The sequence below is a fragment of the Segniliparus rotundus DSM 44985 genome, assembly GCF_000092825.1.
GTDB classification, from domain to species: Bacteria; Actinomycetota; Actinomycetes; order Mycobacteriales; family Mycobacteriaceae; genus Segniliparus; species Segniliparus rotundus.
Genome location: NC_014168.1, coordinates 1861606 through 1887051, shown reverse-complemented (window position 1 = coordinate 1887051; position 25446 = coordinate 1861606). Strand labels below are relative to the sequence as shown.

Annotated in this window: 25 protein-coding genes; 18 read left to right on the top strand and 7 right to left on the bottom strand. The window is 66.7% G+C overall.

What is annotated here, in order from left to right; all coding sequences use genetic code 11:
• The first annotated feature begins 19 nt into the window (after positions 1 to 19).
• On the top strand, positions 20 to 475 hold the full coding sequence (gene aroQ / locus SROT_RS09365) for a type II 3-dehydroquinate dehydratase (RefSeq protein ID WP_013138786.1): 456 nt from the start codon (positions 20 to 22) through the stop codon (positions 473 to 475).
• 395 nt (positions 476 to 870) lie between these two features.
• On the opposite strand, the gene SROT_RS09360 is transcribed toward aroQ, so the two are convergent.
• The 3 genes from SROT_RS09360 to SROT_RS09350 all read right to left on the bottom strand — a co-directional run bounded on the left by SROT_RS09360 (position 871) and on the right by SROT_RS09350 (position 5884).
• Positions 871 to 2634 carry an N-acyl-D-amino-acid deacylase family protein gene (locus SROT_RS09360; protein WP_013138784.1) on the bottom strand — a complete coding sequence of 588 codons (1764 nt, stop codon included), beginning with the start codon at positions 2632 to 2634 and terminating at the stop codon, positions 871 to 873.
• Between the two features lie 119 nt (positions 2635 to 2753).
• Positions 2754 to 3596, bottom strand: coding sequence for a formate dehydrogenase accessory sulfurtransferase FdhD (gene fdhD / locus SROT_RS09355; protein ID WP_013138783.1), 843 nt, complete (start codon positions 3594 to 3596; stop codon positions 2754 to 2756).
• Positions 3596 to 5884, bottom strand: a complete 2289-nt coding sequence (locus SROT_RS09350) for an FdhF/YdeP family oxidoreductase (RefSeq protein WP_013138782.1) — start codon at positions 5882 to 5884, stop codon at positions 3596 to 3598. Before SROT_RS09350 ends, fdhD begins: the two co-directional genes overlap by 1 nt.
• A gap of 63 nt (positions 5885 to 5947) precedes the next feature.
• On the opposite strand from SROT_RS09350, the gene SROT_RS09345 reads away from it, so the two are divergent.
• Both SROT_RS09345 and hisG read left to right on the top strand, forming a co-directional pair.
• Entirely contained in the window at positions 5948 to 6220 is a 273-nt protein-coding gene (locus SROT_RS09345; protein WP_013138781.1) for a phosphoribosyl-ATP diphosphatase, read from the top strand.
• Positions 6220 to 7074, top strand: a complete 855-nt coding sequence (hisG, locus tag SROT_RS09340; protein WP_013138780.1) for an ATP phosphoribosyltransferase — start codon at positions 6220 to 6222, stop codon at positions 7072 to 7074. The genes SROT_RS09345 and hisG overlap by 1 nt, the downstream gene beginning before the upstream one ends.
• A gap of 37 nt (positions 7075 to 7111) precedes the next feature.
• Here hisG and SROT_RS09335 read toward each other — a convergent pair whose 3' ends face one another.
• Both SROT_RS09335 and SROT_RS09330 read right to left on the bottom strand, forming a co-directional pair.
• A complete protein-coding gene (locus SROT_RS09335; protein ID WP_041407144.1) occupies positions 7112 to 7399 on the bottom strand; it encodes a hypothetical protein in 288 nt (95 codons plus the stop codon).
• Positions 7396 to 8412 carry an alpha/beta hydrolase gene (locus tag SROT_RS09330; RefSeq protein WP_013138778.1) on the bottom strand — a complete coding sequence of 339 codons (1017 nt, stop codon included), beginning with the start codon at positions 8410 to 8412 and terminating at the stop codon, positions 7396 to 7398. The genes SROT_RS09335 and SROT_RS09330 overlap by 4 nt, the downstream gene beginning before the upstream one ends.
• A 60-nt stretch (positions 8413 to 8472) precedes the next feature.
• Here SROT_RS09330 and mqo point away from each other — a divergent pair, with 60 nt between their 5' ends.
• The 12 genes from mqo to SROT_RS09275 all read left to right on the top strand — a co-directional run bounded on the left by mqo (position 8473) and on the right by SROT_RS09275 (position 20081).
• Entirely contained in the window at positions 8473 to 9990 is a 1518-nt protein-coding gene (gene mqo / locus SROT_RS09325) for a malate dehydrogenase (quinone) (RefSeq protein WP_013138777.1), read from the top strand.
• Positions 9987 to 11219 carry a uroporphyrinogen-III C-methyltransferase gene (cobA, locus tag SROT_RS09320; RefSeq protein WP_013138776.1) on the top strand — a complete coding sequence of 411 codons (1233 nt, stop codon included), beginning with the start codon at positions 9987 to 9989 and terminating at the stop codon, positions 11217 to 11219. The genes mqo and cobA overlap by 4 nt, the downstream gene beginning before the upstream one ends.
• Positions 11220 to 11230: 11 nt before the next feature.
• A complete protein-coding gene (locus SROT_RS09315) occupies positions 11231 to 12940 on the top strand; it encodes an MFS transporter (RefSeq protein ID WP_013138775.1) in 1710 nt (569 codons plus the stop codon).
• A gap of 139 nt (positions 12941 to 13079) precedes the next feature.
• Positions 13080 to 14591: a flavin-containing monooxygenase gene (locus SROT_RS09310; protein WP_013138774.1), complete on the top strand. Its 1512-nt coding sequence runs from the start codon at positions 13080 to 13082 to the stop codon at positions 14589 to 14591.
• Positions 14592 to 14637: 46 nt separating this feature from the next.
• A complete protein-coding gene (locus SROT_RS09305; RefSeq protein ID WP_013138773.1) occupies positions 14638 to 16437 on the top strand; it encodes a proline--tRNA ligase in 1800 nt (599 codons plus the stop codon).
• A gap of 28 nt (positions 16438 to 16465) precedes the next feature.
• Positions 16466 to 17164 carry an O-methyltransferase gene (locus tag SROT_RS09300; RefSeq protein ID WP_013138772.1) on the top strand — a complete coding sequence of 233 codons (699 nt, stop codon included), beginning with the start codon at positions 16466 to 16468 and terminating at the stop codon, positions 17162 to 17164.
• 47 nt (positions 17165 to 17211) lie between these two features.
• Entirely contained in the window at positions 17212 to 17553 is a 342-nt protein-coding gene (locus SROT_RS09295) for a hypothetical protein (protein ID WP_013138771.1), read from the top strand.
• Positions 17448 to 17936, top strand: coding sequence for a DUF4190 domain-containing protein (locus SROT_RS16500; RefSeq protein WP_148223407.1), 489 nt, complete (start codon positions 17448 to 17450; stop codon positions 17934 to 17936). Before SROT_RS09295 ends, SROT_RS16500 begins: the two co-directional genes overlap by 106 nt.
• Positions 17937 to 18018: 82 nt before the next feature.
• Positions 18019 to 18546, top strand: coding sequence for a DUF4190 domain-containing protein (locus tag SROT_RS09290; protein ID WP_013138769.1), 528 nt, complete (start codon positions 18019 to 18021; stop codon positions 18544 to 18546).
• A gap of 70 nt (positions 18547 to 18616) precedes the next feature.
• Positions 18617 to 19009: a DUF2752 domain-containing protein gene (locus SROT_RS09285; RefSeq protein ID WP_148223406.1), complete on the top strand. Its 393-nt coding sequence runs from the start codon at positions 18617 to 18619 to the stop codon at positions 19007 to 19009.
• A gap of 157 nt (positions 19010 to 19166) precedes the next feature.
• A complete protein-coding gene (locus tag SROT_RS09280) occupies positions 19167 to 19628 on the top strand; it encodes a CD225/dispanin family protein (RefSeq protein WP_013138767.1) in 462 nt (153 codons plus the stop codon).
• A 21-nt stretch (positions 19629 to 19649) separates the two neighbouring features.
• Positions 19650 to 20081 carry a CD225/dispanin family protein gene (locus SROT_RS09275; protein ID WP_013138766.1) on the top strand — a complete coding sequence of 144 codons (432 nt, stop codon included), beginning with the start codon at positions 19650 to 19652 and terminating at the stop codon, positions 20079 to 20081.
• On the opposite strand, the gene SROT_RS09270 is transcribed toward SROT_RS09275, so the two are convergent.
• Together SROT_RS09270 and SROT_RS09265 are read right to left on the bottom strand one after the other, a co-directional pair.
• Entirely contained in the window at positions 20078 to 20524 is a 447-nt protein-coding gene (locus SROT_RS09270) for a DUF4439 domain-containing protein (RefSeq protein ID WP_013138765.1), read from the bottom strand. The genes SROT_RS09275 and SROT_RS09270 overlap by 4 nt on opposite strands.
• Positions 20521 to 21033: a hypothetical protein gene (locus tag SROT_RS09265; RefSeq protein ID WP_013138764.1), complete on the bottom strand. Its 513-nt coding sequence runs from the start codon at positions 21031 to 21033 to the stop codon at positions 20521 to 20523. The genes SROT_RS09270 and SROT_RS09265 overlap by 4 nt, the downstream gene beginning before the upstream one ends.
• Positions 21034 to 21154: 121 nt before the next feature.
• Here SROT_RS09265 and nusA point away from each other — a divergent pair, with 121 nt between their 5' ends.
• From nusA to infB, 3 genes are all read left to right on the top strand, one after another.
• Positions 21155 to 22183 (top strand): transcription termination factor NusA, encoded by a 1029-nt coding sequence (gene nusA / locus SROT_RS09260; RefSeq protein WP_013138763.1) that lies wholly within the window; start codon positions 21155 to 21157, stop codon positions 22181 to 22183.
• Complete coding sequence (locus SROT_RS09255) at positions 22108 to 22551, top strand: YlxR family protein (RefSeq protein WP_342626112.1); 444 nt, start codon at positions 22108 to 22110, stop codon at positions 22549 to 22551. Before nusA ends, SROT_RS09255 begins: the two co-directional genes overlap by 76 nt.
• Before the next feature lie 146 nt (positions 22552 to 22697).
• On the top strand, positions 22698 to 25439 hold the full coding sequence (gene infB / locus SROT_RS09250) for a translation initiation factor IF-2 (protein WP_013138761.1): 2742 nt from the start codon (positions 22698 to 22700) through the stop codon (positions 25437 to 25439).
• Positions 25440 to 25446 lie beyond the last annotated feature (7 nt).

The window sequence follows — 25446 nt, the reverse complement described above, 5'->3', positions numbered from 1 at the left end:
AGCGTTTGGCCAAAGACCGATGCCTCAACGGGTTTTATTGCTCAACGGCCCGAATCTCGGCGAGTTGGGCAGGCGCGAGCCGTCAATGTACGGCAAGGAGACCCTTGCCGATGTGGAGCGAAAAGCCGCGTCTGCCGCTGCGAAGTTCCATCTGGAAGTTCTCGCCAAGCAGTCCAACCACGAGGGCCAGCTCATCGACTGGGTCCACGAGCCCGATCCGGACCGGGTCGGGGTCGTGATTAATCCGGGCGGGCTCGCGCACACCTCGATTGTGCTGCGCGACGCCATCGCCGCTCTCGCGGTGCCTGTGGTCGAGGTGCATATCAGCAATGTGCACAGGCGTGAGGAGTTCCGCCACCATTCGTACCTCGCGCCCGTGGTGACTGGAGTCATCGCAGGGCTCGGCGTCGACGGCTATGTGCTCGCGGTCGAGCACCTGGGCAGGCTCGTGGCGAAGACGAGGGCGCACGCGTAAGCGCTTTTTGTGTTCTCCACGCGGCCCAGCTGCCGGTGCGCGCGGTGCTCCCCGGTCCGGTTCAGAGGGGCGTTTCGTAGCCCATGGGGCTCCGAAGCGGGGGAGGGTTCGGCCGCGCCGCCCACGGTGCTGCCGTGGTGGGCGCAGGGCGCCGCGCAGGCCTTACGCCGCCGCATCCGCCATTTCGCGCCGGGGATTTTGTCGAGACCACGTCGGAGCAGGATGTTCGCGCTGACCGAAGCCCAGCCGAAGTGGATCCAGGGTTCGAAGCGGGCTCCTTGCATTTCGGCGACCCCGATGCGGGCGCGGACGATGGGCGCGCCCGCACCGGGGGCCAGCGCGGACGATGGGCGCGCATGAGACGCAGCCGGACCGTGGTTCTTGAACGTGACTGGCTACCCTGCCGCGCCGGGAAGGAACTGCCCGGCATGCAGCGATTCCCCGAAGCCGCTGGCGAACACCCCGTAGCTGTAGACGAGCCTGCCGCCGACGACAGTGGCGGCCACAGCGTTGTCGTTGCGGTTGACCTGGCGGGAGACCCCGAACGCCGGTGCGAGTTCCTCGTGGTACTCGGCAAGGGAATCATCGAGCCCGGCCGGATCGACGACCGCGATGTCGGCGCGGTCGCCCGGCCGCAAACGGCCCGCGTCCAGGCCGTACCACTCGCCGAGCTCGCCCGTCAGCCGGCGCACAGCGGTTTCGAGGCTCATGAAGGGTTTTTTGGCCTTGTGCGCGTCGTTGACGAGTTTGAGCGCCCGCAGCGGCGCGTTGTAAAAGCTGAAGTTGCGCAGGTGCGCTCCCGAGTCGTTATTCCCGAACTGGAACCACTTGTGGGCCATGGCCTCGCCCAGCACATCCGGGCGGTCGTTGGCGACAGTGGTGTGCCAGCGCACCTCGCCGGGGTAGAGCGAGACGAGGTCGAGGAAGACGTCCACCGGCTGCAGGCCGCGCTCGTCCGCGATCTGGCCGAAAGACTTCCCGACCGCGGCCTCCTCTGGGCAGCTCACGATCTCGGTGTCGTAGAAGTCTCTGTTCCAGGCGTTCACGCCGAACTTCTTCGCCATGTCCTTGCGGAACGCGCGGCGGTACTCCTCGCTCTGCATCATTGCGCCGCGTCGCACCTGGTCGCGGATGTCCAGCGCGGCGGTCCCGGAGGCGAACTCCTCAAAGATGACCAGGTCGACGCCGTCCGAATACAGATGGAACGGCGCGGTGAGGAGCTGGAAGGAGACGTCCGAGCCGAGCAGCGGGTTCACCAGGCCGGTGACGAGCTTGAGCAGGCGGATCACGTTGCGGTCGGATTTGAGGTCGAGCGCCGCCAAAAGGCTGGTTTTCAAGGGTTTGCGGCCGCGCACTCGGCCCAGCAACCCGCCCGCGCTGTGCAAGAAATGCTGGATCGTCTCCAAGCGGTTCGACACGTCCAGGTTGGATTGGACGACCCCGCCGCGCTCGCGCACCACGTCGTAGAGCAGTTCGTACTCCTTCCACGTCGCATAGGTGGAAGGCAGCTGCGCCCCGGCGAAGCGGGTGCCCGCGAGCTTGGAGAAGCGCAGCCGGTCGGTGGACAGCCCCGCGAACCCCGCGTCGAGCGCTTCGGCGACCATGGCCCGCATTCGGTCGAGTTCCGCCTTGGTCGGCCGGTATTCCGGGTCGGTGGCGCGGCCGAGTCCCAGCACGGCGGCGCGGATGTCGGAGTGCCCGATCATCGTCGCGACGTTGCAGCCGAGCGGCAGCCGCTCGACCGCCCGCCGGTAGGACTTCGGCCCGGTCCAGTCTTTGTGCTCCTTGAGCAGGCCGTGCACCGCGTCCCACGGCAGCGCCTCCACCCGCGCGAACAGGTCGGCCGCGTCGTCGGGCTCCACATACACCGCAGACATCGAGCAGTTCCCGTAGAGCACGGTGGTGACGCCGTGGCGGACCGATTCGCCAAGTCCGGTGCCCGCGAACACCTCCGCGTCGTAGTGGGTGTGCACGTCGATGAAGCCGGGGAGCACCCATTTGCCCGTCGCGTCGACGGTTCGCGCTCCGGCTGCGGCAAGCGGTTCGACAGACAGCGCGGCGATGTTGCCGTCTTTCACTCCGACGTCGCAACGCACGCCGGGCGCTCCGCTGCCGTCGAACACCAGGCCGTTGCGGATGACAAGGTCGAAGCTGGGCATGGTCCCTCCTTGGGAAACGGTGGAAACGTGTCGCTTTTCACATTTGAGTGTAGCCGCGTGAAGCCTGAGAAATTTTCCAGGGCTGGCGGGTTTGGATTCTCGCCGCGACGGCGTTCCGCTCAGACGCAGAGCGGCGCGGCGACGACGCGGTCCGGGTGGGCGTAGACGTTCATCGTCTCCCCGCGCAGAAATCCGACCAGGGTGAGCCCGGCCGAGAGAGCCAGATCCACCGCCAACGAGGAGGGAGCCGACACCGCCGCGAGCAACGGAATCCCCGCGAGCACGGCTTTTTGCACCAGCTCGAAGGAAGCGCGGCCTGAGACGATGAGCGCGTGCCCCGCAAGGGGCAGTTTGTCTTCGCGCAGGAAATGGCCGATGACTTTGTCCACCGCGTTGTGCCGGCCCACGTCTTCGCGCACGGCGAGCACCGCGCCGTCCGGTTCCATGACCGCCGCCGCGTGCAGGCCCCCCGTCGCCTGGAAGACGCGCTGCGCGGAGCGCAACGTGTCCGGCGCGGCCGCGAGCATGGCCGAGGAGAACGAGGATGTGTCGTCGCGGAGCTGATACGCGCTCGCGGACACCACTTGGTCCAGCGAAGTCTTCCCGCACACCCCGCAGGCCGAGGAGACCGTGAAGGAGCGGCCGAGGCCCGTTGCCCGAGCCCGCGCCGCTTCGCGCAACGCCACGTCGACGACGTTGTAGGTTTGCAGGCCTGTTTCGGGGTCTGTGCCCTCGCAGTAGCGGACGCTGGACACGTCGTCCCTGCTGCGCGCGATTCCTTCAGCGTGCAGGAAGCCGTGCACGAGGTCCACGTCGTCGCCGGGGGTGCGCATCGTGAGGGCGAGGGCTTTGCCGCCGAGGCGGATTTCCAACGGCTCTTCCACGGCGAGCGAGTCGAGCCTGTCGGTCTGGGTGGCTCCGTTCACCCGCAGGACCGGTTTGCGCACCGTCACCCGGCCCATCAGGCGCCGACCGGTTTCAATTGCACCGTGATCGCCTTCGCGACTGGTGTGTTGGACCCTTTTGCCACATGGTCCAGCGGCAGCAGCGAGTTGGTCTCGGGGTAGTAGGCCGCCGCGTTGCCCTTGGGCGTGTCGTAGGCCACCACGCGGAAGTTCGGCGCGAGGCGTTGCTGCTGTGTGCCGCCGTCGTCCCACTCCGAGACGATGTCCACATGCATCCCGTCGCGCAGGCCCAGCTCGTGGATGTCCTCCGGGTTCACGAACACCACGCGCCGCCCGCCCGCCACCCCCCGGTAACGGTCGGAGAGACCGTAGATCGTGGTGTTGAACTGGTCGTGGCTGCGCAAGGTCTGCAGGATCAGCCTGCCCTCGGGGACCGGGGTCCATTCCAGCGGGTTCGCGAAGAAATTCGCTTTGCCGGTGGCCGTCTCGAACTCCCGCGAATCACGGGGCGGATGGGGGAGCAGGAAGCCGTCCTTCTCCCGAACCCGTTCGTTGAAATGCTCAAAGCCCGGCACGACACGGCTGATCGAGTCGCGAATGCGGTCGTAGTCGTCGCGGAACGACTGCCACGGCACCGGGTGCTCGGGGCCGAACAGGCGCGCTGCGAGCTCGCAGACGATGGCGACCTCGCTGCGCAGCTGATCGCTCGCTGGCGCGAGGTTGCCTCGGGACAAATGCACCATGGACATGGAATCCTCCACGGACACCACCTGCTTGCCGCCGGCTTGGACGTCTTTGTCGGTGCGCCCCAGAGTGGGCAGGATCAGGGCGGTTTTGCCGCGCACGACGTGGGCCCGGTTGAGTTTGGTCGAGACCTGCACGGTGAGCGAGCAGCCGCGCAGGGCCGCTTCCAGCAGGTCCGTGTCCGGGGCGGCCTGGACGAAGTTCCCGCCCATGCCGAAAAAGACTTTCGCCTTGCCGTCGCGCATGAGACGGATCGAGTCGACCACGTCCGCGCCGTGCTCGCGCGGGCTTGTGATCCCGAACTCCTTGTCGAGGGCGGCGAGGAAGCTTTCGGGCATTTTCTCCCAGATGCCCATGGTCCGGTCGCCCTGCACGTTGGAATGCCCGCGCACGGGGCAGACCCCGGCTCCGGGTTTGCCGATCATGCCGCGCAGGAGCAGCACGCTGGTCGCGTCTTGGATGGTCGCCACCCCGTGGACATGTTGCGTCAGACCCATGGCCCAGCAGATGATCGTGCGTTGCGAGCGGGCCAGCAGTGCCGCGATCTCGCGCAGCTGGGTTTCGCGGATGCCGCTCGCCTCCTCGACCACGGCGAGGTCCACGGCTCGCACATGCCGCTCGTATTGCGCGAACCCGTGGGTGTGCCGTTCGATGAAATCGCGGTCGACGCTGCCGCTCTCCACCAGAAGTTTCCCCAGCCCTTGGAACACGGCCTGGTCTCCGCCCAGGCGCACGCGCAGGTAGTGGTCCGCGAGCTTTGTGCCGTTGCCGAGCACGCCCCGCACGGTTTGCGGGTCTTTGAACCGGATCAGGCCCGCCTCGGGCAGGGGGTTCATCGCGACGATCCGCGCCCCGTTGCTTTTGGCTTTGTCGAGCGCGGTGAGCATTCTCGGGTGGTTGGTGCCGGGGTTCTGGCCAGCGATGATGATGAGGTCCGCGTGGTGGACGTCGTCGAGCGAGACCGAGCCCTTGCCGATCCCGATAGAGGCCGCGAGCGCGGCGCCGGAGGACTCGTGGCACATATTGGAGCAGTCCGGCAGGTTGTTGGTGCCGAAGCAGCGCGCAAACAGCTGGTAGCAGAACGCGGCCTCGTTGCTCGTGCGCCCCGAGGTGTAAAAGACCGCCTCGTTCGGGCTGTGCAGCGCGGTGAGCTCGTCAGCGATGAGCCGGTAGGCCTCGTCCCATGAGATCGGCTCGTAATGCGTCGCACCGGGCCGGGCCACCATGGGGTGGGTGAGCCTGCCCTGTTGGCCGAGCCAATAGTTGGTGCGCCCGTCCAGGTCGGCGAGCGAGTGCCGGGCGAAGAAGTCAGGACCGGCCTTCGCCTTGGTGGCCTCGTCGGACACGGCCTTCGCGCCGTTCTCGCAGAATTCGGCCACCCGCCGACGCCCCTGCGGGTCCGGCCAGGCGCAGCTCGGGCAGTCGAAACCGTGGTCTTGGTTCAGGCGCGCGAAGGCCTTCGCGGTGCGGGCCGGTTTCATTTGCGGCAAGGCCCGGACCATCGAAACCATGACCGCTTTGACCCCGGCGGCGTGGTCCTCGGGCGCCGTGACGGCGAGGTCGGCCTCGTCGACTTCCTCGGGACGTGCTTTGGGTCGCATCCTTCTAGTGTGCTCCCTCCTGTGACGAGGCGGCAACTAGGCGCATGAGAGACTGTCAGGGCTATGGCCGCCCAGAAAACATTCGAATCCCTCTTCGCAGAGCTCAAGGCCCGCGCCGAGAGCGGCGACACCGACAGCTCGACCGTGACCGCGCTCGGCAAGGGCGTGCATTTCATCGGCAAGAAGATCATCGAAGAGGCCGCCGAGGTGTGGATGGCCGCCGAGCACGAGGACGACGAAGCTCTGGCTTTGGAGCTTTCCCAACTGCTGTATTGGGCGCAAGTGGTCGCCCTCGCGCGCGGGATCTCCCTCGACGACATCTACGGGAGGCTCTGATGTTGCGGGTCGCAGTGCCCAACAAGGGCATGATTTCGGCTCCGGCCGCCGATCTGTTGTCCGAGGCCGGGTACCGCCGCCGCCGCGACAGCAAGGACCTTTCGGTGCTCGACGCCGCGAACGACGTCGAATTCTTCTTCCTCCGTCCGCGCGACATCGCTGTCTATGTGGGCTCCGGGGAGCTCGACTTGGGCATCACCGGCAGGGATTTGGCCCTCGACGCGGGCGCGCTGGTCCGCGAACGCCTCCCGCTGGGCTTCGCGGGCTCGAAATTCCGCCTCGCCGCCCCGGTCGGCCGCACTTGGGCGCTGGCGGATCTGAACGGCAAAAGGATCGCCACGTCGCTGCCGAACCTCATGCGCGCACACCTGAGCAAACACGGGGTGGACGCGACCGTGGTGCAGTTGGACGGCGCGGTGGAGATCTCCGTGCAGCTCGGCGTCGCCGACGTGGTGGCCGACGTGGTCGACTCCGGCCAGACCCTCAGCCAGCACGGCCTCGCCCCGTTCGGGGAGCCGATCTGCGTCTCGGAGGCCGTGCTCTTCGAGCGCGACGGGCCGGGCGACCCCGAGAAAGAGAAGGCGAAAGCACAGCTCACCGCCCGCCTGCAAGGCGTGGTGTTCGCGCAGAAGTACCTCATGCTCGATTACGACTGCCCGAAGACTGTGCTCAGCGAAGCAGTGGCCGTCACTCCGGGCTTGGAGTCCCCGACCATCGCGGATCTCGCCAACCCCGATTGGGTGGCGGTGCGCGCCCTCACGCCGCGCGCCGAAGTCAACGCGGTCATGGACAAGCTCGAAGAGCTCGGGGCGAAAGCAATTCTGGCTTCGGACGTTCGGCACTGCCGCTTCTGAATGCTGCCAGTCTGATGGTCAGTTCTCTGTCAGCGGGTCACCACGGTTTCCCGGCGTCCTCCGCCCGGGTTCTCTGTGCTGATATTTGTTTCGCGACATCGGCGACATGCCGGGTTGCTGGCAGTTTCAGCCATTGCGGAGAGGATTGTGCGCCATGAAAAATATGCGTCTCGCCAAACTGGCCGTCGTGACTGGTGTCGCCTTTGCCCTGTCTTTTGTCGCGCAGTCGTTGTGCCGGAGCGAAAGCGCGTTCTTCGCGCAAGGCCGCTCGCGCGCTCTCGGCTTCAGCAGCGCCCCGGTGTGCGGTCGCCCAGGAGATATTCACACAGGCGTCTGCTCGAAACTTTCCAGCCACTCGTCCAGCGCCGTGTAGGCGCGTGTGCGGGCTTCGAGCCGGGAGAGGAAGACGTCGTGGCGCGCTCCGGCGATTTCCGCCGCAGTGGCGAGCGGACCGGCCCGGCCGGCCCAGCGCTTGATATGGGCCACCTGGAGGACGGCGTCGGCGGTGTCTGTCCGCTCAGGGTCGGAACCGGCGAGATACGAACGGTCGGAGTGCAGCACCAGGGCCGGGACGGCGATGTTCGCGCTGTTGCGCAGCTCCCGTTGCGCGTTGACGACCGCGAGCAACCAGCCGAGCCGCAGGGGCGGCCCGAGGAGGGGTTTGCGTTGGAGGTTGTAGTCCCATTCGCCCCGGTAATTTTTGTGGATGCTCTCGCCGTACGCGGCCAGCTCGCTCTGCGGGAGCGCCGCGGCGGGCGCGATCCGCCCGAGCGTCGCCGCGAGCCCCTTGGCGACGAACCGGACCGGGGCTGGCGTGGGCAGCTCGACGAACGGGCTGTTGAGCACCAGGCCGCGCACCATCCGCGACACATCGCAGGACGGGTCGAGCCGCAACCGCGCGACGGACAGCGGGGCGATGAGCCCGCCGGTGGAATGCCCGTGCACGAAAAGCGGGACTTCGCCGAGCTCCTCCCGGATCACGGCGAGCGCGGCGCGCAGATCCTCGTCGTACTGCGCGAAATCAGAGCTGGCGTGCGGGGTGAGCCAGTCGCGTCGAGAGCGGCCGCACTTGCGCAGGTCCAAGGCGTAGAACCGGAGCCCGCGCGCGGCGCAGTGTTCGGCCAGCTCGCGTTGGAAAAAGTAATCGTTGTAGCCGTGCAGATGCAGAACGGCGCCGCGCGCAGCGCCCGCTGCGCGCGGCGGATCGTGTTTGACGAGCGTGGCGAAAATCTCTCCTTCGCCGTCGGGATCGTCCCCGAGCGGAATGGCCAGTTGGCGAAAATCGTCCCCCAACTCGTCAGACGACCAAACAGGCGATGTTTCTTCGGCGATGCTCACGCGGGCATCATAGACATCCTGGGTGACAAGCGGGAGCAGGTCAGACGTAAGATTCTCTGTATGCCCGAGCACACAGCCCCTGCGCTATCCACCAAAAAGACTGGTTCCGCCATTCTGGAGACGGACGTGGCCCTGATCGGGGCGGGAATTGTGAGCGCAACGCTCGGCTCCCTCCTGCGCCAGGTGCAGCCGGATTGGTCCATCGCGGTCTTCGAGCGCCTTCCGGGCGCGGCGCAAGAGTCCAGCTCGCCGTGGAACAACGCGGGCACCGGCCACTCGGCGCTCTGCGAGCTCAATTACACCCCGTTGCAACCGGACGGCTCCGTGGACATCACGAAAGCCGTGGCGATCAATGAGCAATTCCAGGTGTCGCGGCAGTTCTGGTCGAGCCTGGTCCAGGCGGGGCACCTGAGCGAGCCGAAGCAGTTCATCAACCCGATTTCGCACATGAGCTGGGTGACCGGCCAGGAGGACGCCGATTACCTCAAAGCCCGGCACGAGGCGCTTGTGCGGCATCCGCTCTTCTCGAACATGGGCTTCTCGACCGACCCCGGCGAATTCGCCAAGCGTCTGCCGCTCATGGCCCGAGGCCGCGACTTCTCCGAACCGTTCGCGATCACATGGGAGGACGACGGCACCGATGTGAACTTCGGCGAGTTGACCCGTCAGCTCCTCGCGCACGTCGCGGGCGCGGGACCGCTCCTGTTCGAGCACGAGGTGACGAGCCTGAAACGCGACGGCGAGCGTTGGAAGTTGTCGGTGAAGAACCTGCGCACCGGGGAAAAGACCACGGCCAGGGCGAAGTTCGTGTTCGTCGGCGCCGGCGGCTACGCACTGCCGCTCTTGCAGTCCGCGGGCGTGCCCTCGGTCAAGGGCATGGGCGGATTCCCGATCTCCGGGGCCTTCCTGCGTTGCACGAACCCGGACATCGTCGCCCAGCACCAGGCCAAGGTCTACGCCAAGGCCAAAGGGTCCGCCCCGCCGATGTCCGTGCCGCACTTGGACACCAGGGTGATCGACGGGAAGCGCAGCATTCTCTTCGGCCCATACGCGGGCTGGTCCCCGAAGTACTTGAAAGAAGGCCGTCTCACGGACCTCGTCGCTTCTCTGCGCCCGATGAACATCCTGCCGTACCTTTCGGTGGGCCTCACCGAATTCGGCCTGGTGAAATACCTCGTCAGCCAGCTGCTGCAATCGTCGTCGGACCGGATCGCGGCGTTGCAGGACTTCGTCCCCTCCGCCGAGGCCTCCGATTGGGACCTGTATTTCGCGGGGCAGCGGGTGCAGATCATCCGCGGCAAGGGCGCGAAGGGCGCGTTGGAGTTCGGCACCGCCGTGGAGGCCACGCCGGACGGAACGGTGGCCGGGTTGCTCGGGGCCTCGCCCGGAGCGTCCGTGTGCGCGTCCGCGATGCTCTCCCTCCTGGAGCGCTGCTTCCCGAAGGACCATGAGCGCTGGAGCGGGAAGCTCAAAGAGCTCGTGCCGTCGTATGGGACGAAGCTTTCGGACAATCCGCAGCTCCACCAGCGCCTGTTCGAAGAATCTGCGAAAGCGCTCGAGCTGACCCCGGCCTCTTGAGCCCGAATTCGCCCGAACCGTATCTCGCAGGCCTGAACCTCGCGGACAAGCCGGTTGTGGTGGTCGGCGGGGGAGCGGTGGCCCGCCGCCGGGTCGTGGGTTTGGTGCGGGCCGGGGCGCGGGTGACCGTTGTCGCGCCAGAGGTGACCACAGCCATTGAGGCGACTCGAGGCGTGACGGTGGTGCTTCGCGAGTACCGCGAGGGCGATCTCGAAGGATGTTGGTACGCCCTCGCCTGCACCGACAATGCCGAGGTCAATGCCAGCGTCGTCGCGGAGGCAGACCGGCTGCGAATCTTCTGCGTCCGTGCGGACCAGGCCAGGAGCGGATCGGCGGTCACTCCCGCGACCGGGCGTTCCGGCTCGCTCACGGTCGGCGTCCTCGCGGGCGGCGACCACCGTCGATCCGCCGCCGCGCGCTCCGCGATCCAGGCGGCCATCGAGGACGGCAGCCTGGACGTCGAGGAGCCGTTGGCCGGGTCCGCCGCTCCTGGGGTGGCGTTGGTCGGGGCCGGTCCTGGAGATCCCGAGCTCATCACCGTGCGAGGCAAACGGCTTTTGGCCCAGGCGGACGTCGTTGTCGCGGACCGGCTCGGCTCGCCCGAACTCTTGGCAGAGTTGGGTCTGAGGGCTTTGGTGGTGGACGCGGCGAAAGTGCCGGGCGGTCGCGCGATGGGCCAGGGGGAGATCAACCGGACGTTGATCGAGCACGCGCGGGCCGGAAAGTTCGTGGTCCGCCTGAAAGGCGGCGACCCGTACGTGTTCGGGCGGGGTTTCGAGGAGTACCTCGCCTGCCTTGAGGCGGGCGTCCCGGTGACTGTGGTGCCGGGGGTGAGCAGCGCGATCGCGGCTCCGGCCCTTGCCGAGATCCCGGTCACCCACCGGGGGGTGACGCACGAGGCGGTCATCGTGAGCGGCCACCTCGCGCCGGACGCTCCCGAATCGCTGGTCGATTGGCCGAGCCTTGGCCGGCTCAAAGGCACGTTGGTCCTGCTCATGGCTATCGGGCAGTTGCGCGCGATCAGCGAGGCGCTCATCGCCGGGGGCCGGGACCCCGCCACGCCTGCCGCTGTGGTCGAAGACGCGAGCCAGCGCGGGCAGCGCGTGCTCAAGTCCCGGCTCGACCAGGTGGCGGAGCTGTCTCAGCGGGAACAGGTCGGCCCACCGGCAGTCGTGGTCGTCGGCGCAGTGGTGTCGCTCTTGGAGGAATCGGCGGCGGCCGCAAGGTAGGCTGGCGGTCTATGAGCAGGACCACTGACGACACCGCGTTTGACGACCCCGCGCCCACGCGAGACGCAGGCTTTTCCGGCGCGGCCGGCCCTGGTGGGCAAGCGCCCCCGCCCGCCGCGCTCTCTGAGCCCAAACCGGGGCTGGCCGGGCTCGCCGTCGCGTTCGTGAAGGACCGCTGGAACGAATTCCTCCGAGGACGGCACAACCACGAACAACGCGCGAGCGCGTTCGGCCTCGCGATTCTGGCTCTTGGCGGCATGCAGTTCATGGCGACGCTCGACGGCACGGTCGCGAACATCGCCCTGTACCGGATCGGTGAGGCGCTGCGCCTCTCCGGGCCGGGTCGGTCGTGGGTCATCACCTCCTATGTGCTCGCGTTCGGCGGCTTGATGCTGATCGGCGGGAGGATCGGCGACCTGATCGGGCGCAAACGGGCCTTTTTGCTCGGGGTCGGCATTTTCACGTTGGGCTCGTTGCTGTGCTCGTTGTCGTGGGACGAGGCTTCGCTGCTGGTGTTCCGCGCCTTCCAAGGCTCCGGAGCCGCTTTGGCGTCGCCGACTGGGCTCGCGCTCGTGGCCACGCTCTACAAGCCCGGCACAGCGCGGAACATGGCGGTGGCCATCTATGGCGGCATGCTGGGGATCGGCTCGATCGCCGGGCTGATCTTCGGCGGCGCGCTCACGGAACTCGGCAGGTTCATTGGCGATCACGTCGGGATATCCGGGCTCGACTGGCAGTTGATCTTCGCGGTCAACGTCCCGGTCGGAATCGGCATTTTGGTCCTCACCGCGCTGACGATCCCGAACGTCGCCCCGAACAGCACGAAGCTGGACCTCCCCGGCGCAGCCGCGTCCGCAGGGGCGGTTTTCGCGTTCGTCTTCGGCTTCACCCAAGGGCCGATTTGGGGGTGGGACAGTCCGTGGATCGTCGCCCCCTTGGCGCTCGGCGCGGTGTTGCTGGTGGCTTTTTTCGTGATCGAGCTGCGCTCGCCCAATCCGCTGCTGCCCCTGCGCCTGTTCGCGAACAAAGACAAGATCGCAACGTTCGGGACGATCATCCTCTCTGGCGCGATCCTGATGTGTTTGACGATCTACGTGGTGCTCTTCTTCCAGGATGTGCTGCACTACTCGCCGCTGAAGACCGGCCTCTCGTTCATTCCCTTCGCCGTCGCGCTCGGGATCGGCAGCCAGGTCGCGGTGTTGCTCTTGAAGAAGATCGCCCCGCGGTGGACGGCCGGGGTCGGCTTGGTCTTCGTGCTCGCCGGTTTTCTGGACGGTTCGACGCTCACTCCCTCGGCCTCGTACACGCACGATTTGCTCGCCCCGATCCTGCTCATTGGTTTCGGCGTCGGCGTGGTGCTCGTCCCGTTGCCGCTCTGCGCGCTGGTGGGCATTCCTGATGAAGAGGTCGGCGCGCTCGCGGCTATTGCGCTTGTCGCGCAGGAGCTGGGCGGGCCCATTGGCCTCTCGGTGATGGGGGCCGTGTTGTTCACCGGTCAAAAACTCGAAGTCGGGCACAGCAACTCGGCTGGCATGTCCCCGGAGCAGCTCGCGCAGCTTTCCTCTGGTTACACCTTCGGCCTGTTGATCCTTGCCGGAGTCGCTTTGGTCGCTGCTGTGACCGGCTTTTTCATCGGGTACACCCGGGAAGAGATCGCAGAGGCGCAGGAGGCCAAGGCCGCGGCGGACGCCGGAACGGGCGAACTCCCGCAACCGGTATGACGCGGTCCATGGTGTGTTCTGCAGGCGAGGACGGGACGCGTGCCGCTCATGGCATAGGCGCTGCCCCGCCGAGGGTGCGATAACGCCGTCATAGTAGTGTTATTGACACTAGTGGAACATGCAACCGCAAGGAGTGGCAATGACGTTGGCGATCAACAGAACAGCCTCCGCGACAAGAGGCCTCCGCGCGCCTTCCGTGGTCGTCATCGGAGCTGGCATGTCGGGCGTCTGCATGGGCGTCAAGCTCAAGCAGGCCGGGATCGAGGACTTCATCATCCTGGAGAAAGGGGCGAGCGTCGGCGGCACCTGGCGCGAGAACACATACCCCGGTCTCACCTGCGACGTCCCTTCGCACCTGTACCAATACACTTTCGACAAGAACTCCGAGTGGTCGCACTTGTTCTCGCCTCAGCCCGAGATCGAAAGCTACTTCTCGGGCGCGGCCGAGCGGTTCGGGATCGTTCCGCACATCCGCTTCGGCGAAGAAGTCCTCGAAGCGGTCTTCGAAGGAACCGCCTGGCGGGTCAAGACCAGCAAGGGGGAGTACACGGCGGACTTCCTCGTCGCCGCGTCCGGTGTGCTGCACAAGCCGAGGATGGCCGACATCCCAGGGATCGACAAGTTCGAAGGCGCGCTGTTCCACTCCGCCCGGTGGGACCACTCGGTTCCGCTCGACGGCAAGCGGGTGGCCGTGGTCGGCACCGGCTCCACCGGTGTGCAGATCGTCTCCGCCCTGCAAAAACGCGGGATCGATGTGACGCTCTTCCAGCGCACACCGCAATGGGTCATGCCGTTGCCGAATCCGCCCACCGGCCCGGTGGTGCGACTCTTGCTGCGCAAGGTCCCCTTGCTCGACAATGTCTTTTATTGGACGATGCGCCAATTTTTCGGCATCTTCGCACAAGCGACGATCCAACCGGACAGTTGGAAGTACAAGCTCATCGACACCATGTGCAGGTGGAATCTGCGCACTGTGCGCGACAAGCAGCTGCGGGCCAAACTGACTCCGCCGGACAAGCCGATGTGCAAGAGAATGGTCATGCACCCGAGCTTCTACCGGAGGATGCAGCAGCCGAACGTGCGCCTGGTGACCGAGGGCGTCGACCACATCGAACAGCGGGGCGTGGTCACCAAAGACGGCGAGCTGCACGAAGCCGATGTGATCGCCATGTGCACGGGCTTCGACCCGCAAGCATTCGTGCAGCCGGTGGACCTCGTCGGCGAGGACGGGCGCACCTTGAGCCAGACATGGCAGGCTTCCGGCGGGCCCCGCGCGTACCGGACTGTCGCCCTGCCAGGTTTCCCGAATTTCTTCTTCATCATGGGGCCGCACAGCCCGGTCGGGAACTTCTCCCTCGTCGCGGTCGCCGAGACGCAGGCGAAGTACATCATGCGGTGGATCGACCGCTGGCGGGAAGGGCAGTTCGACACCGCTGCGCCGAAACAGTCGGTGACCGACGCCTACAACGCGGAAATCAAAGAGGCATCCAAGAGCACCATCTGGAACTCCGGCTGCAACAGCTGGTACCTCGGCAAAGACGGTCTGCCCGAATTGTGGCCATGGACCCCGTGGGCGCACGAGGAGATGCTCGCGGACATCGCCGAGCATGAGTTCGTCCTCGTCAAGAACCCGCCCACGACATCAGCGTGACCGTGTATTTCTCGATCGGCGGTGGCACCGCATAAGCTGATGCGCTATGCCGACAAGACTTTCTGAATTGTTCGTCCGCACTTTGCGGGAGGACCCGGCGGACGCCGAAGTCGCCAACCACAAACTGCTCGTGCGCGGCGGCTATGTCCGCAGGGTTTCCCCCGGGGTGTTCACCTGGCTCCCGCTCGGGCTGAAGGTTCTGCGCCAGGTCGAGGCCGTTGTGCGCGAGGAGATGGACGCCATCGGCGCCCAGGAGATCCTGCTGCCCGCGCTCGCGCCGCGCCAGCCCTACGAGACGTCGAACCGGTGGACGGAGTACGGCGACAATCTTTTCCGCCTCAAGGACCGCAAGGGGGGCGACTACCTGCTCGCGCCGACCCATGAAGAGCTTTTCGCGCTCATCGTGAAGGGCGAGTACACCTCCTACAAAGACCTGCCGGTCATCTTGTACCAAATCCAGACCAAATACCGCGACGAGGAGCGCCCGCGCGCAGGCATCCTGCGCGGCCGGGAGTTCGTGATGAAGGACGCGTATTCCTTCGACGTGGACGAGGCGGGCAACAAGGCCGCCTACCACGCCCATCGCGACGCCTACCAGCGGATTTTCGACCGGCTCGGCGTCTCCTACGTCATCGTCGCCGCCACCTCCGGCGCGATGGGCGGCTCGGCCAGCGAAGAATTCCTCGCCGAGAGCGCCATCGGCGAGGACACCTATGTGCGTTGCCTGGAGTCTGGTTACGCGGCGAACGTCGAAGCCGTCGCCACGCCGCCAGCGGAACCGGTGGACTTCTCGGACGCGCCCGCGGCCCAAATCCACGACACCGGCGACACCCCGACCATCGCGACGCTGGTGGCATGGGCCAACCAGGCGCTCGGGCGAGAGGTGACCGGTGCGGACACCCTCAAGAACATCCTCGTCAAGACGAGAGAGCCGGGCGGGCAGTGGGAGCTGCTCGCGATCGGCCTCCCCGGGGACCGCGAGGTGGACTTCAAACGCCTCGAAGCCCAGCTGGAGCCCGCCGAAGTGGCGCTGGTGGCCGAGGAGGACTTCGCCGCGAACCCGTTCCTCGTGCGCGGTTACATCGGTCCGGGCGCGCTGCGCGCCAACGGGGTGCGCTACCTGCTCGACCCCAGGGTCGGGATCGGCACGCGATGGATCACCGGGGCCGACGAGCACGGCAAGCACGTCGTCGACCTCGTGCACGGACGGGACTTCACCGCGGACGGGACCATCGACGCCGCCGAGGTCCGGGAAGGCGACCCGTCCCCGGACGGCAGGGGCCCGCTCGTCGCCGCGCGCGGCATCGAGATCGGCCACGTCTTCGCGCTCGGCACCAAATACACCGACGCGTTCTCGGTCGACGTCCTCGGCGAGAACGGCAAACCGGCGCGCCTCATCATGGGCTCCTACGGCATCGGGGTCTCCCGTCTGGTGGGCGTCATCGCCGAGCAGTGGCTCGACGAGAAGGGCTTGCGCTGGCCGCCGCAGGTCGCGCCGTTCCAGGTGCACGTCCTCTCCACGGGGAAGGGCGGGGCGGAGGCCGAGGCGGCAGAGCGGTACGCGGCCGAGCTCGAATCGCACGGCCTGCGAGTGCTTTTGGACGATCGCAAAGCTTCCCCCGGTGTGAAATTCGCCGACGCGGAGCTGCTCGGAGCACCGGTGGTCGTGGTCGTCGGCCGTGACTGGGCGGGCGAGGGCAAAGTCGAACTCAAAGAGCGCTTCAGCGGCGCATCCGGCCTCGTGGACGTCAGCGTCGTGGTCCCCTCCGCTGTCGCTGCGCTCGCCAAGGCCGCGGCTATCGTCGCCCAGGGCTCCGGTCAGGCGGCTGGCAAGACCGTCCGCTGAGCCGGCTGGCGGCGAGTACGGTGGTCCTATGACTCGTGCTTTCCACCCAGATCCGTCCTGGGTCGCCGTTGACGAATGGCTGTCGCAGACCTTGTTGTCTGCGACCGAGGAAGACACGGACTCGATCTATCGCCGCAACAAGGCGGGCGGTCTGCCGCCCATCGACGTCGTCCCGAACGCGGGGAAATTCTTGTGTCTGCTCGCCAAGATCGCCGGGGCGAGGCGCGTCCTTGAGATCGGCACGCTCGGGGGGTACAGCTCCACTTGGTTCGCCAAGGCTTTGCCGCCTGACGGGAAAGTCGTGACGCTGGAGATCAATCCCCACTACGCCGAGGTGGCCAGGGAGAACCATGTCCTCGCCGGGGTCGCCGACCTGGTGGAGATCGTGGTGGGACCGGCCATGGACTCGCTGCTCGCGTTCAAAGCCGAAGGGGTCCAGCCGTTCGACCTGGTTTTTGTCGACGCCGACAAACGCAACAACGCGAATTACGTGCGCCTCTCTGTGGACCTCGCCCATCCGGGCACGGTGATCGTGGTGGACAACGTGGTGCGCGCGGGGGCGCTGATCGACCCGAACGCTTTGGACCCTGAGCACGGGGACGCGGACACCCGAGGAACGCGCGAGGTGCTCGAACTGTTGGGGTCGCATCCCAAATTGGAAGCCACCGCTCTGCAACTCGTGTCATCGAAGGGCTGGGACGGAATGGCGATTGCTGTTGTGAGATAGTGATCGCATCCGGTTCTGCGCCGGGGGACTGAAGAGGAGTTTGTGACATGACCTATCCATCCGAACCGAACCCGTACAGCGAGGCCGGGCAGCCTGGCGCGCCAGGACAGCAGCCTCCCTTCCAAGGTTTTCCCGCGCAGCAGCCGCCCGCGGAGCAAAAGAACACCCTCGGCATCCTCGCGATCGTGTTCGCCGCGCTGTTCGACATCTGCGCGATCGGTTTGATTCTCGGCATTGTCGCGGTGGCGACCGCCAAAGGCAACCAGCAGCAGAAGAAGTTCGGTTGGATCGCCATCGGCATCGCGATCGCCTGGGGCGTCCTTGGTGTGATTCTGAGCCTCACGGGCATGCTGGACCTCGGTTTCAACGCGAGCACCACGGCGCCTTGACGGGTCCAGGGGAAAGGCATGAAGAGCCGTACCCGCCTGCAAGCGCTTACGGTCCCGCGCCCGGTCTCCCGCCGGGCGCGGGACCGTATTCCCACCCGTACTATCCGCCCGCGCAGGCGGAGCCGAGCACACTCGCAGTCGCCGCGCTCGTCTTAGGCATTCTTTCGCTGACCGGTTGTAGCTGCTTCACTGGTGTCCCCGCAATGATCTGCGGTAGGGCGTATATGAAGAAAAACCTGCCCGAGAACAGGTCTCTTGCCCAAGTTGGCTTCTGGCTTGGCGTGGTGTCCACTGCGCTCGGCGTGCTCGCCGTCTTGGTCTATGGCTCGATTCTCGCCTTTGGTCTCGCTGGGGGATTCGAAGACTTGCCCAATCAGCACTAGCCTCCGAAGGCCAGTGGGGCGGGTTGTGAGAAAGTGGAGGAAGCCGGTGGACACGCCGGTGGATTGACGAGGAGTTCGCGCGATGACGTACCCGCCGGGGCAGAATCCCTATGGGCAGCCCCCGCACGGGGGCCAATCGCCGTACGGCGGTCAAACGCCCTACGGGGACCAGCCGGCGTACGGCGGGCAGCCTGTGTACGGCGCACAGCCACCGTATGGCGGGCAGCCCCCGAACCCGTACGGCCAACAGCCGTACGGCGGAGCTGGCGGCTACAGCGCTCCCCAGCAAGGGGCCGGCACCGACACGTTCGGCGTCATCGGCTTGATTCTGGGGATTGCCGGGATACTCTTGGACTGCTGCTGCGTCTTCACCGCCGTGTTTGGCGTTCTGTTGAGCCTTATCGCCCTCGTCCTCGGCATTCTGGGCATCCAGAAGGCCAAGCGAGAACAGCGGGGCCCGGGACTGTCGATCGGGGCGGCCGTGCTCGGCGGCATCGGTCTGATCATCGCGATGATCGCGCTGATCGCCTTCCTGGCTTTTCATTTCGCCGGTGCGCAAAACGGATTTGGCTCCGCGTTCAGCTTAGAGGATTTTCATGTGCGAGCATAGGACCGCTTCGGCAGACAGGCCAGTGTTGGAGGAGGCAGGTCGCGCCTGCTCGGCCCTTTTCACGCGTGGCATGGCCGCGCCGGTCGCAGTCGGAGCGCTCGGTCTGGCCGCCTGCGTCGGCATGTGGTTCGCGCACCCGGAGACGCCTGGCGGGCCGATACCGCCATGCCCGCTTCGGCAGCTTTTCGGAATCGATTGCCCAGGTTGCGGCGGCTCTCGGATGATGTGGTACTTCATGCACGGCGACGTGCCGCAGGCCCTGCATTACAACGCGGTCGCTTTGGTGATCGTCTTGGCGCTCGCGTACGCCTGGTTCACCTGGCTCATGCAGCGGTGGCGCGGGGTGAAACTGCCGACTTGGCATGACAAACTTTGGGCCGGGCTGGCTTTCTGCGCTGTGATCCCTTTGTGGTTCGTCATCCGAAACCTTCCATTCGTCCCGTTCACAATGTTGCATGTGTGAGCGGTTGCATGTGTGAGAAGTGAGGGAGAAGGCCCCAAGCGACACGGTGTGCGCCATAGGTTAGTCTCTTCGCAGATCATTGTTCGTTTCGGGGCCGCGGGCGCCACAAAACAGAGGACGCGCTTCGGCGCGGACGCTATGAAAGGCGGAACACGCGGTGACGTACCCACCGAATCAGCCATTCCCGGGCTCTGACCCGAACCAGCAGCCGGGTTCGCCCTACGGCTCCCCGTACGCCCCGCCGCCCGCTGGTGGCTCCCCGTACGCTCCGCCGCCGAGCGCTTCCCCGTACGGCCCGCCGCCCGGCAATCCGTACGGCCCGCTTTCGGGGGGCGCCCCCTTCGGGGCCGGTGGTCCACCGCCGGACAACAAAGGCTGGGCCATCGCCGCGATTTTCCTGTTCTGGCCGTTGTGCTTCGCCGCTTTCAGCGCCTCTGGGAAAGTTGTGCCCTTGTGGCAGCAAGGCGATTTCGCCGGTGCGCAGCGAGCTTCCGAAGAAGCGAAGAAGTGGGGCAAAATCTCCCTGTGGGTGTGCATCGGATTGAACTCGCTGACGCTGATTTGCTGCTGCGTCCTCTTGGCCACGGGGGCTGTCGGGGGTTCCGCAGGTGCTCTTTAGGATGAGCAGCGGCGGGCAGTCGTGACCGATCCGTCTGACCCGTGCCAGCAGCCTGGACATGGCCAATACCCGCAGTACGGGCAGCAGCCTGGTTACGGGCACCAGCCTGCTTACGGACAGTATCCGCAGTACGGGCAGTATCCGGTTCCTGGCCAGATCGTGCGCATACCGGACAAGCACATCGGTTGGGTCGTCGCCGCGTTCCTGCTGTTCCTCCCGACCGGCATTTTCGCCCTTCTGGAGTCGAACAAGGTCGATGAGTGTTGGCGGCGCGGCGATGTCGCGGCGGCACAGCGCGCTTCGGAGAACACCAAGAAGATCGGTCAGTGGACCTTGTACGTCTCGCTGGCGTTCTACGCGCTCAGTTGCGTCATCGCGTGCGTGGTCCCCTTGCTGTTCGGCGTGAGCCTGTGCGGTCTCGGCGCAGTCGGGGCGGGATCGGCGGGCTCCTAGCCTTCCCCGGGGAACGGGCTGGCGACGGGGCGCAGATCCAAGTTCTCCCGCCATTGCGCGAGGCGCACTGCGCAGTCTCCCAGGTGCCGCACGCCTTCTTCTCGGACCTCTGGCAGCGTGGCGCGCTCGACGAGCGCGCGCCACGCCTGCGCGGTCTCATGCTCGATCTGCGCTGCGAGCCGCGCGGCTGCAGGCCCGTCAGTCACCGTGATCGGCAGGGTGTAGGCGGGGGCGGCGGTCGGGACGGCCGCGCCCGCGCGCGCGAGCCGTGACTCTGCCGCGTCCCGATGCGCTCGGTGTTCGGTGATGATGTCTGCGGCGAGCTGGGCGGTTGCCTGGTGGCGCACCCAGGCTTGCACCACGCCGTACGCGTACACGGCTGCGTGCTCCGCCGCCAACGCGTCAGCCAGCGCGGCGGCGTCCGCGCGAGGCAGCCCGGTCATTGGGCCGCCTCCACGAGCGTGACACTCAGGAGTGTTCGGATCGCCGCGGCGACCGACGCGGCCAAGCCCGCCTGCTCGCCCGAGGAGCCTTTGGCGAGTTCGCCCGCGAGGCGTTGCGACTCGACGAGGGAGGCTTTGCATCGGGCCAATGACACCGGTTCGGGGAGATGCTTCGACGGGTCCGCAGAGGCGGCTGGCGACGCGCTCGTCTTCGGGGCCAATGCCACCGTGCGCGCGTCGAACGCTTCGGCGTGGGCCCGGCGGATATCCGCGACTTCCCGCAGCGCGGCGGCCCGGTCGGGGTCCTGTTGTGCGAGCAGCTCCGCCTGCCTGGTCTCAATCCAAGCGCGGCCCGATTGCTCTCGCAGCGCGGTGAGCAACTGCTCGGTCTTCAGATCGGCGGGCCTGCGTTCGCCTTGGGCGCAGCCAGCTGCGCAGACGAGAATTCCCCACGCTGCGGCGAGCAGCGTTGTCCGCCGGTTCACCGGCGAAGATCGGTCGGCATGCACGGTTCACCATCCTGCCATGGGCTGCGTTTGATCGGGAAACGCGCTACACTACCCTCAATGAGGAAGGCTTGGCGCGCAAGCGGGCCGGGTGAACAAGTCAAAACGAGGAGCGGGACGTCCGATGCATATTGATGTTCAGACCCTGCGTGCGATTGAGGCTGAGAAAGGCCTTTCGAGCGAAAAGATCATCGATGCGATAGCGTCGGCTTTGCTCACCGCATACAAACACACCGACGGGCACCAGTCCGACGCCCGCGTCGACATCGACCGCAAGCACGGAGCGGTCCGAGTCCTTGTGGCAGAGCGTGACGAGGACGGCAACCTTCTCGGCGAATACGACGACACCCCGGACGACTTCGGCCGCATCGCCACCATGACAGCGCGGCAGGTCATCCTCCAGCGGCTGCGCGACGCGGAGGGCGATCAGGGCTTTGCCGACCTCCCCGTCAAGGAGGGCGACATCGTCGCGGGCGTGGTGCAGCGCGACGCCAGGGCGAATGAGCGTGGCCTGCAGATCGTGCGGATGGGTTCCGAGCTGAAAAGCTACGAGGGCGTCCTCCCCGTGGCGGAGCAGGTGCCGGGGGAGTCGCTCGTGCACGGAGACAGGGTCAAGTGCTATGTCGTCAGCGTCAAACCGGGCAGGCGCGGGCCGCAGATCACGCTTTCGCGGACCCACCCGAACCTGGTCCGCAAACTTTTCGCCCTCGAAGTGCCGGAGATCGGCGATGGGGCTGTGCAGATCGTGGCTGTGGCCAGGGAGGCCGGGCACCGCTCGAAGATCGCGGTGAAGTCCACCGTGCCCGGCTTGAACGCCAAGGGCGCGTGCATCGGGCAGAACGGCCAACGCGTGCGCAACGTGATGAGCGAGCTAGCCGGCGAGAAAATCGACCTCATCGACTTCGACGAGGACCCCGCGACTTTTGTCGGCAATGCGCTCTCGCCCGCGAGGGCGCTCCTCACGCGTGTGCTCGACCCGGTCGTGAAGGCGGTTCGAGTGGTCGTTCCGGACTCCCAGCTCTCCCTCGCGATCGGCAAGGAGGGCCAGAACGCCCGGCTGGCCGCGCGGCTCACTGGATGGCGGATCGACATCCGCAGCGAGCAGGACCCGGAAGTCGCGAGAAAGGCCGCAGCGGACCGCAGCGTTTCGTGACACTCCCGAGCGGCCGAACCAACTTTTCAATCGGACCGAAGAGGAGTATGATGAATTCTCGGTTCTTCGACCGTCCTGGTCCGTCAGCGCCGCATGTGCCCATACGCACATGCGTGGGGTGTCGGCAGCGGATGCCTGCCTCGGCTTTGCTGAGGACTGCCATCGTGCGGCAAGAAGCCTCTGAGGTCCTCGTGTTGGATTTCAGCAGGCGCTTGGGCGGACGAGGAGCCTGGGTTTGCCCGAAGTCGGCGTGCGTGTTGGCGGCTGGGCGGAAAAAGGCCTTCGCAAGAGCATTGCGCCACCCCGGAACTGTCGATTGTTCGGCTGTGCTGGACGAGGTCGCCGCGATTGAGGAGCAAACGAAATGATTGGGCCGAATACGAAAGGCACCCAACACAAATGAGCACGTTGTGAAGCATCAACGATGAATACTGATCGGACATAGTTCGAGGTCGGCCGCCTGCTCGTCGTGAGCACGCCGGACGCTTGGCCTCGACAGATGAGGAGAGCGCCAGTGGCAGGCAAGACTCGAGTGCACGAGTTGGCCAAAGAACTAGGAGTCAGCAGCAAGGATCTTCTTGCGAGGCTCAAAGACCAGGGGGAGTTCGTCAAGTCGGCTTCGTCGACGATCGAGCCGCCGGTCGCGCGGCGGCTGAGGGATCATTTCGCCGCCTCTGCTGGCGCGGACGGGCGCAAGGCCCCCGCGGCGAAGCAGGCGGCTCCGGCCGCGGGCGAACAGCCGAACCCGCAGCCCAAAGAAACGGCCGTGAAATCAGAGGCCGCGCCTCGCCCCGGCCCACGTCCGCAGCAGCCCGCGACCCCCGCCGCGCCAGCGGCGGCAGCCGGGCAGCAACCTCAGGACGCCGCTGTTGCGCCGCGTCCTCAGGCCCCCACGCCGCGTCCGCCCCGGATCGGCAACAACCCGTTCTCTTCCACTCCGCCTCCTGCGGCCGCTCCTGCGCCGCAGCCGGGCAGGGGGGCCACGCCAGGCCCTCGTCCCGGAGCCCCCTCTCCGTCGTCCGTGCCCGGCGTGCCTCGTCCAATGGGGCCCCGACCTGGGCCTTCCGGCTCGCGTCCGCCTGTTCCAGGGATGCCGAGGCCCGCTGCTTCTTCTGGTGGACCCCGTCCCGCAGGGCGTGGCCCGAGCCCCGGCTCGATGCCTCCCCGAGGTCCTCGCCCAGGTCCAGGACCACGTCCGGGCGGTCCCGGCGGGCGTGGCCCCGGTGGGGCTCAGACGGGAGCTCCGGGCCGTGGCGGTCCGGGCGGTCCGGGCGGTCCCTCAGGCCCCGGCGGTCCCGGTCGTCCGGGCGGTCCTGGCGGCCGCGGCCGCGGCGGCGGAACCGCGGGCGCGTTCGGCCGAGCGGGCGGCCCGGTCAAGCGTGGCCGCAAATCGAAACGGCAAAAGCGCCAGGAATACGACAGCATGCAGGCTCCCGTTGTCGATGGCGTGCGGCTGCCAAGAGGCAACGGCGAAGTCATCCGTCTCGCCAGGGGCGCTTCGCTCTCCGACTTCGCGGAGAAGATCGACGCGAACCCGGCTTCGTTGGTCCAAGCTTTGTTCAACCTCGGCGAAATGGTCACGGCCACACAGTCGGTCGGCGACGAGACCCTGCAGCTGCTCGGTGAGGAGCTGAACTTCAAGGTCCACGTCGTCAGCCCGGAGGACGAGGACCGCGAGCTGCTCGACTCCTTCGACCTCACCTACGGCGATGACGACGACGAAGAGGAAGACCTGGTGGTCCGGCCTCCGGTCGTCACGGTCATGGGCCACGTCGACCACGGCAAGACCCGTCTTTTGGACACGATCCGCCAGGCGAACGTCCGCGGCGGCGAGCATGGCGGCATCACCCAGCACATCGGCGCGTACCAGGTGACGACGTCGTTGGACGGCGAAGAGCGGATCGTCACCTTCATCGACACCCCCGGTCACGAGGCCTTCACCGCTATGCGTGCCCGCGGCGCGAAAGTCACGGACATCGCGGTCCTGGTCGTCGCCGCCGACGACGGCGTCATGCCGCAGACCGTCGAGGCGATCAACCACGCGAAGTCGGCGGATGTGCCCATCGTGGTGGCGGTCAACAAGATCGACAAAGAGGGAGCCGACCCGGCGAAGGTCCGGGGCCAGCTCACCGAGTTCGGCTTGGTCGCTGAGGAGTACGGCGGCGACACCATGTTCGTCGACATCTCCGCTCGCAACGGCACGAACATCGACCGGCTGCTCGAGGCGATCCTTCTGACCGCGGACGCGGCACTGGACCTGCGGGCAAACCCGGACCGTGAGGCGCAGGGCGTGTCCATCGAAGCGCACCTCGACCGCGGCCGCGGCCCGGTGGCGACCGTGCTCATCCAACGCGGCACGCTGCGGGTCGGCGACTCCGTCGTCGCCGGTGACGCCTATGGCCGCGTGCGCAAGATGGTGGACGAGCATGGGGACGACGTGCCCGAGGCGCTGCCGTCCCGTCCCGTGCAGGTCATCGGCTTCACCTCGGTGCCCAGGGCGGGCGACAGCCTCCTCGTGGTCGACGAGGACCGCATCGCCCGGCAGATCGCCGACCGCCGCGCAGCCATGCGGCGCAACGAGCTCGCGGCGAAGGGCCGTCGTCGGATCAGCCTCGAAGACCTCGACTCGATGCTCAAAGAGACCAGCCAGCTCAACCTCATCCTCAAGGGCGACAACTCCGGCACCGTGGAGGCGCTTGAAGAAGCGCTCATCGGGATCGACGTCGGCGAAGAGGTCGAGCTTCGGGTCATCGACCGAGGCGTCGGCGGGGTCACCGAGACCAACGTCAACCTTGCCGCCGCGTCGAACGCGATCATCATCGGGTTCAACGTGCGCGCCGAGGGCAAGGCCACCGAGCTCGCGAGCCGAGAAGGCGTGGAGGTCCGGTACTACACCGTCATCTACCAGGCCATCGACGAGATCACCAAGGCGCTCACCGGCATGCTCAAGCCGATCTACGAAGAGGTCTCGCTCGGTTCCGCCGAAGTCCGGGCGCTGTTCAAATCGTCGAAGGCCGGCCTCATCGCGGGTTGCATGGTCACCTCGGGCGTGGTGCGCCGCAATGCGAAAGCGCGCCTGGTGCGGGACTCCTCCGTCATCGTCGAAGAGCTCACGATCTCCTCGCTGCGACGGGAGAAAGACGACGCGACCGAAGTCCGCGAGGGCTACGAATGCGGTCTGACCCTCACGTACGGCGACTTCAAGGTGGGCGATGTCATCGAAGCGTACGAACTTCAGGAGAAGCCGCGTGCCTGAGCAGGGA

Bases quoted from the DNA above. Each gene is read 5' to 3' on its own strand.
- aroQ (WP_013138786.1), top strand. From the start codon at position 20: ATGCCTCAACGGGTTTTATTGCTCAACGGCCCGAATCTCGGCGAGTTG.
- SROT_RS09360 (WP_013138784.1), bottom strand. From the start codon at position 2,634: ATGCCCAGCTTCGACCTTGTCATCCGCAACGGCCTGGTGTTCGACGGC.
- fdhD (WP_013138783.1), bottom strand. From the start codon at position 3,596: ATGGGCCGGGTGACGGTGCGCAAACCGGTCCTGCGGGTGAACGGAGCC.
- SROT_RS09350 (WP_013138782.1), bottom strand. From the start codon at position 5,884: ATGCGACCCAAAGCACGTCCCGAGGAAGTCGACGAGGCCGACCTCGCC.
- SROT_RS09345 (WP_013138781.1), top strand. From the start codon at position 5,948: ATGGCCGCCCAGAAAACATTCGAATCCCTCTTCGCAGAGCTCAAGGCC.
- hisG (WP_013138780.1), top strand. From the start codon at position 6,220: ATGTTGCGGGTCGCAGTGCCCAACAAGGGCATGATTTCGGCTCCGGCC.
- mqo (WP_013138777.1), top strand. From the start codon at position 8,473: ATGCCCGAGCACACAGCCCCTGCGCTATCCACCAAAAAGACTGGTTCC.
- SROT_RS09315 (WP_013138775.1), top strand. From the start codon at position 11,231: ATGAGCAGGACCACTGACGACACCGCGTTTGACGACCCCGCGCCCACG.
- SROT_RS09310 (WP_013138774.1), top strand. From the start codon at position 13,080: ATGACGTTGGCGATCAACAGAACAGCCTCCGCGACAAGAGGCCTCCGC.
- SROT_RS09305 (WP_013138773.1), top strand. From the start codon at position 14,638: ATGCCGACAAGACTTTCTGAATTGTTCGTCCGCACTTTGCGGGAGGAC.
- SROT_RS09300 (WP_013138772.1), top strand. From the start codon at position 16,466: ATGACTCGTGCTTTCCACCCAGATCCGTCCTGGGTCGCCGTTGACGAA.
- SROT_RS09295 (WP_013138771.1), top strand. From the start codon at position 17,212: ATGACCTATCCATCCGAACCGAACCCGTACAGCGAGGCCGGGCAGCCT.
- SROT_RS09290 (WP_013138769.1), top strand. From the start codon at position 18,019: ATGACGTACCCGCCGGGGCAGAATCCCTATGGGCAGCCCCCGCACGGG.
- SROT_RS09285 (WP_148223406.1), top strand. From the start codon at position 18,617: ATGGCCGCGCCGGTCGCAGTCGGAGCGCTCGGTCTGGCCGCCTGCGTC.
- SROT_RS09270 (WP_013138765.1), bottom strand. From the start codon at position 20,524: ATGACCGGGCTGCCTCGCGCGGACGCCGCCGCGCTGGCTGACGCGTTG.
- nusA (WP_013138763.1), top strand. From the start codon at position 21,155: ATGCATATTGATGTTCAGACCCTGCGTGCGATTGAGGCTGAGAAAGGC.
- SROT_RS09255 (WP_342626112.1), top strand. From the start codon at position 22,108: ATGGCGGATCGACATCCGCAGCGAGCAGGACCCGGAAGTCGCGAGAAA.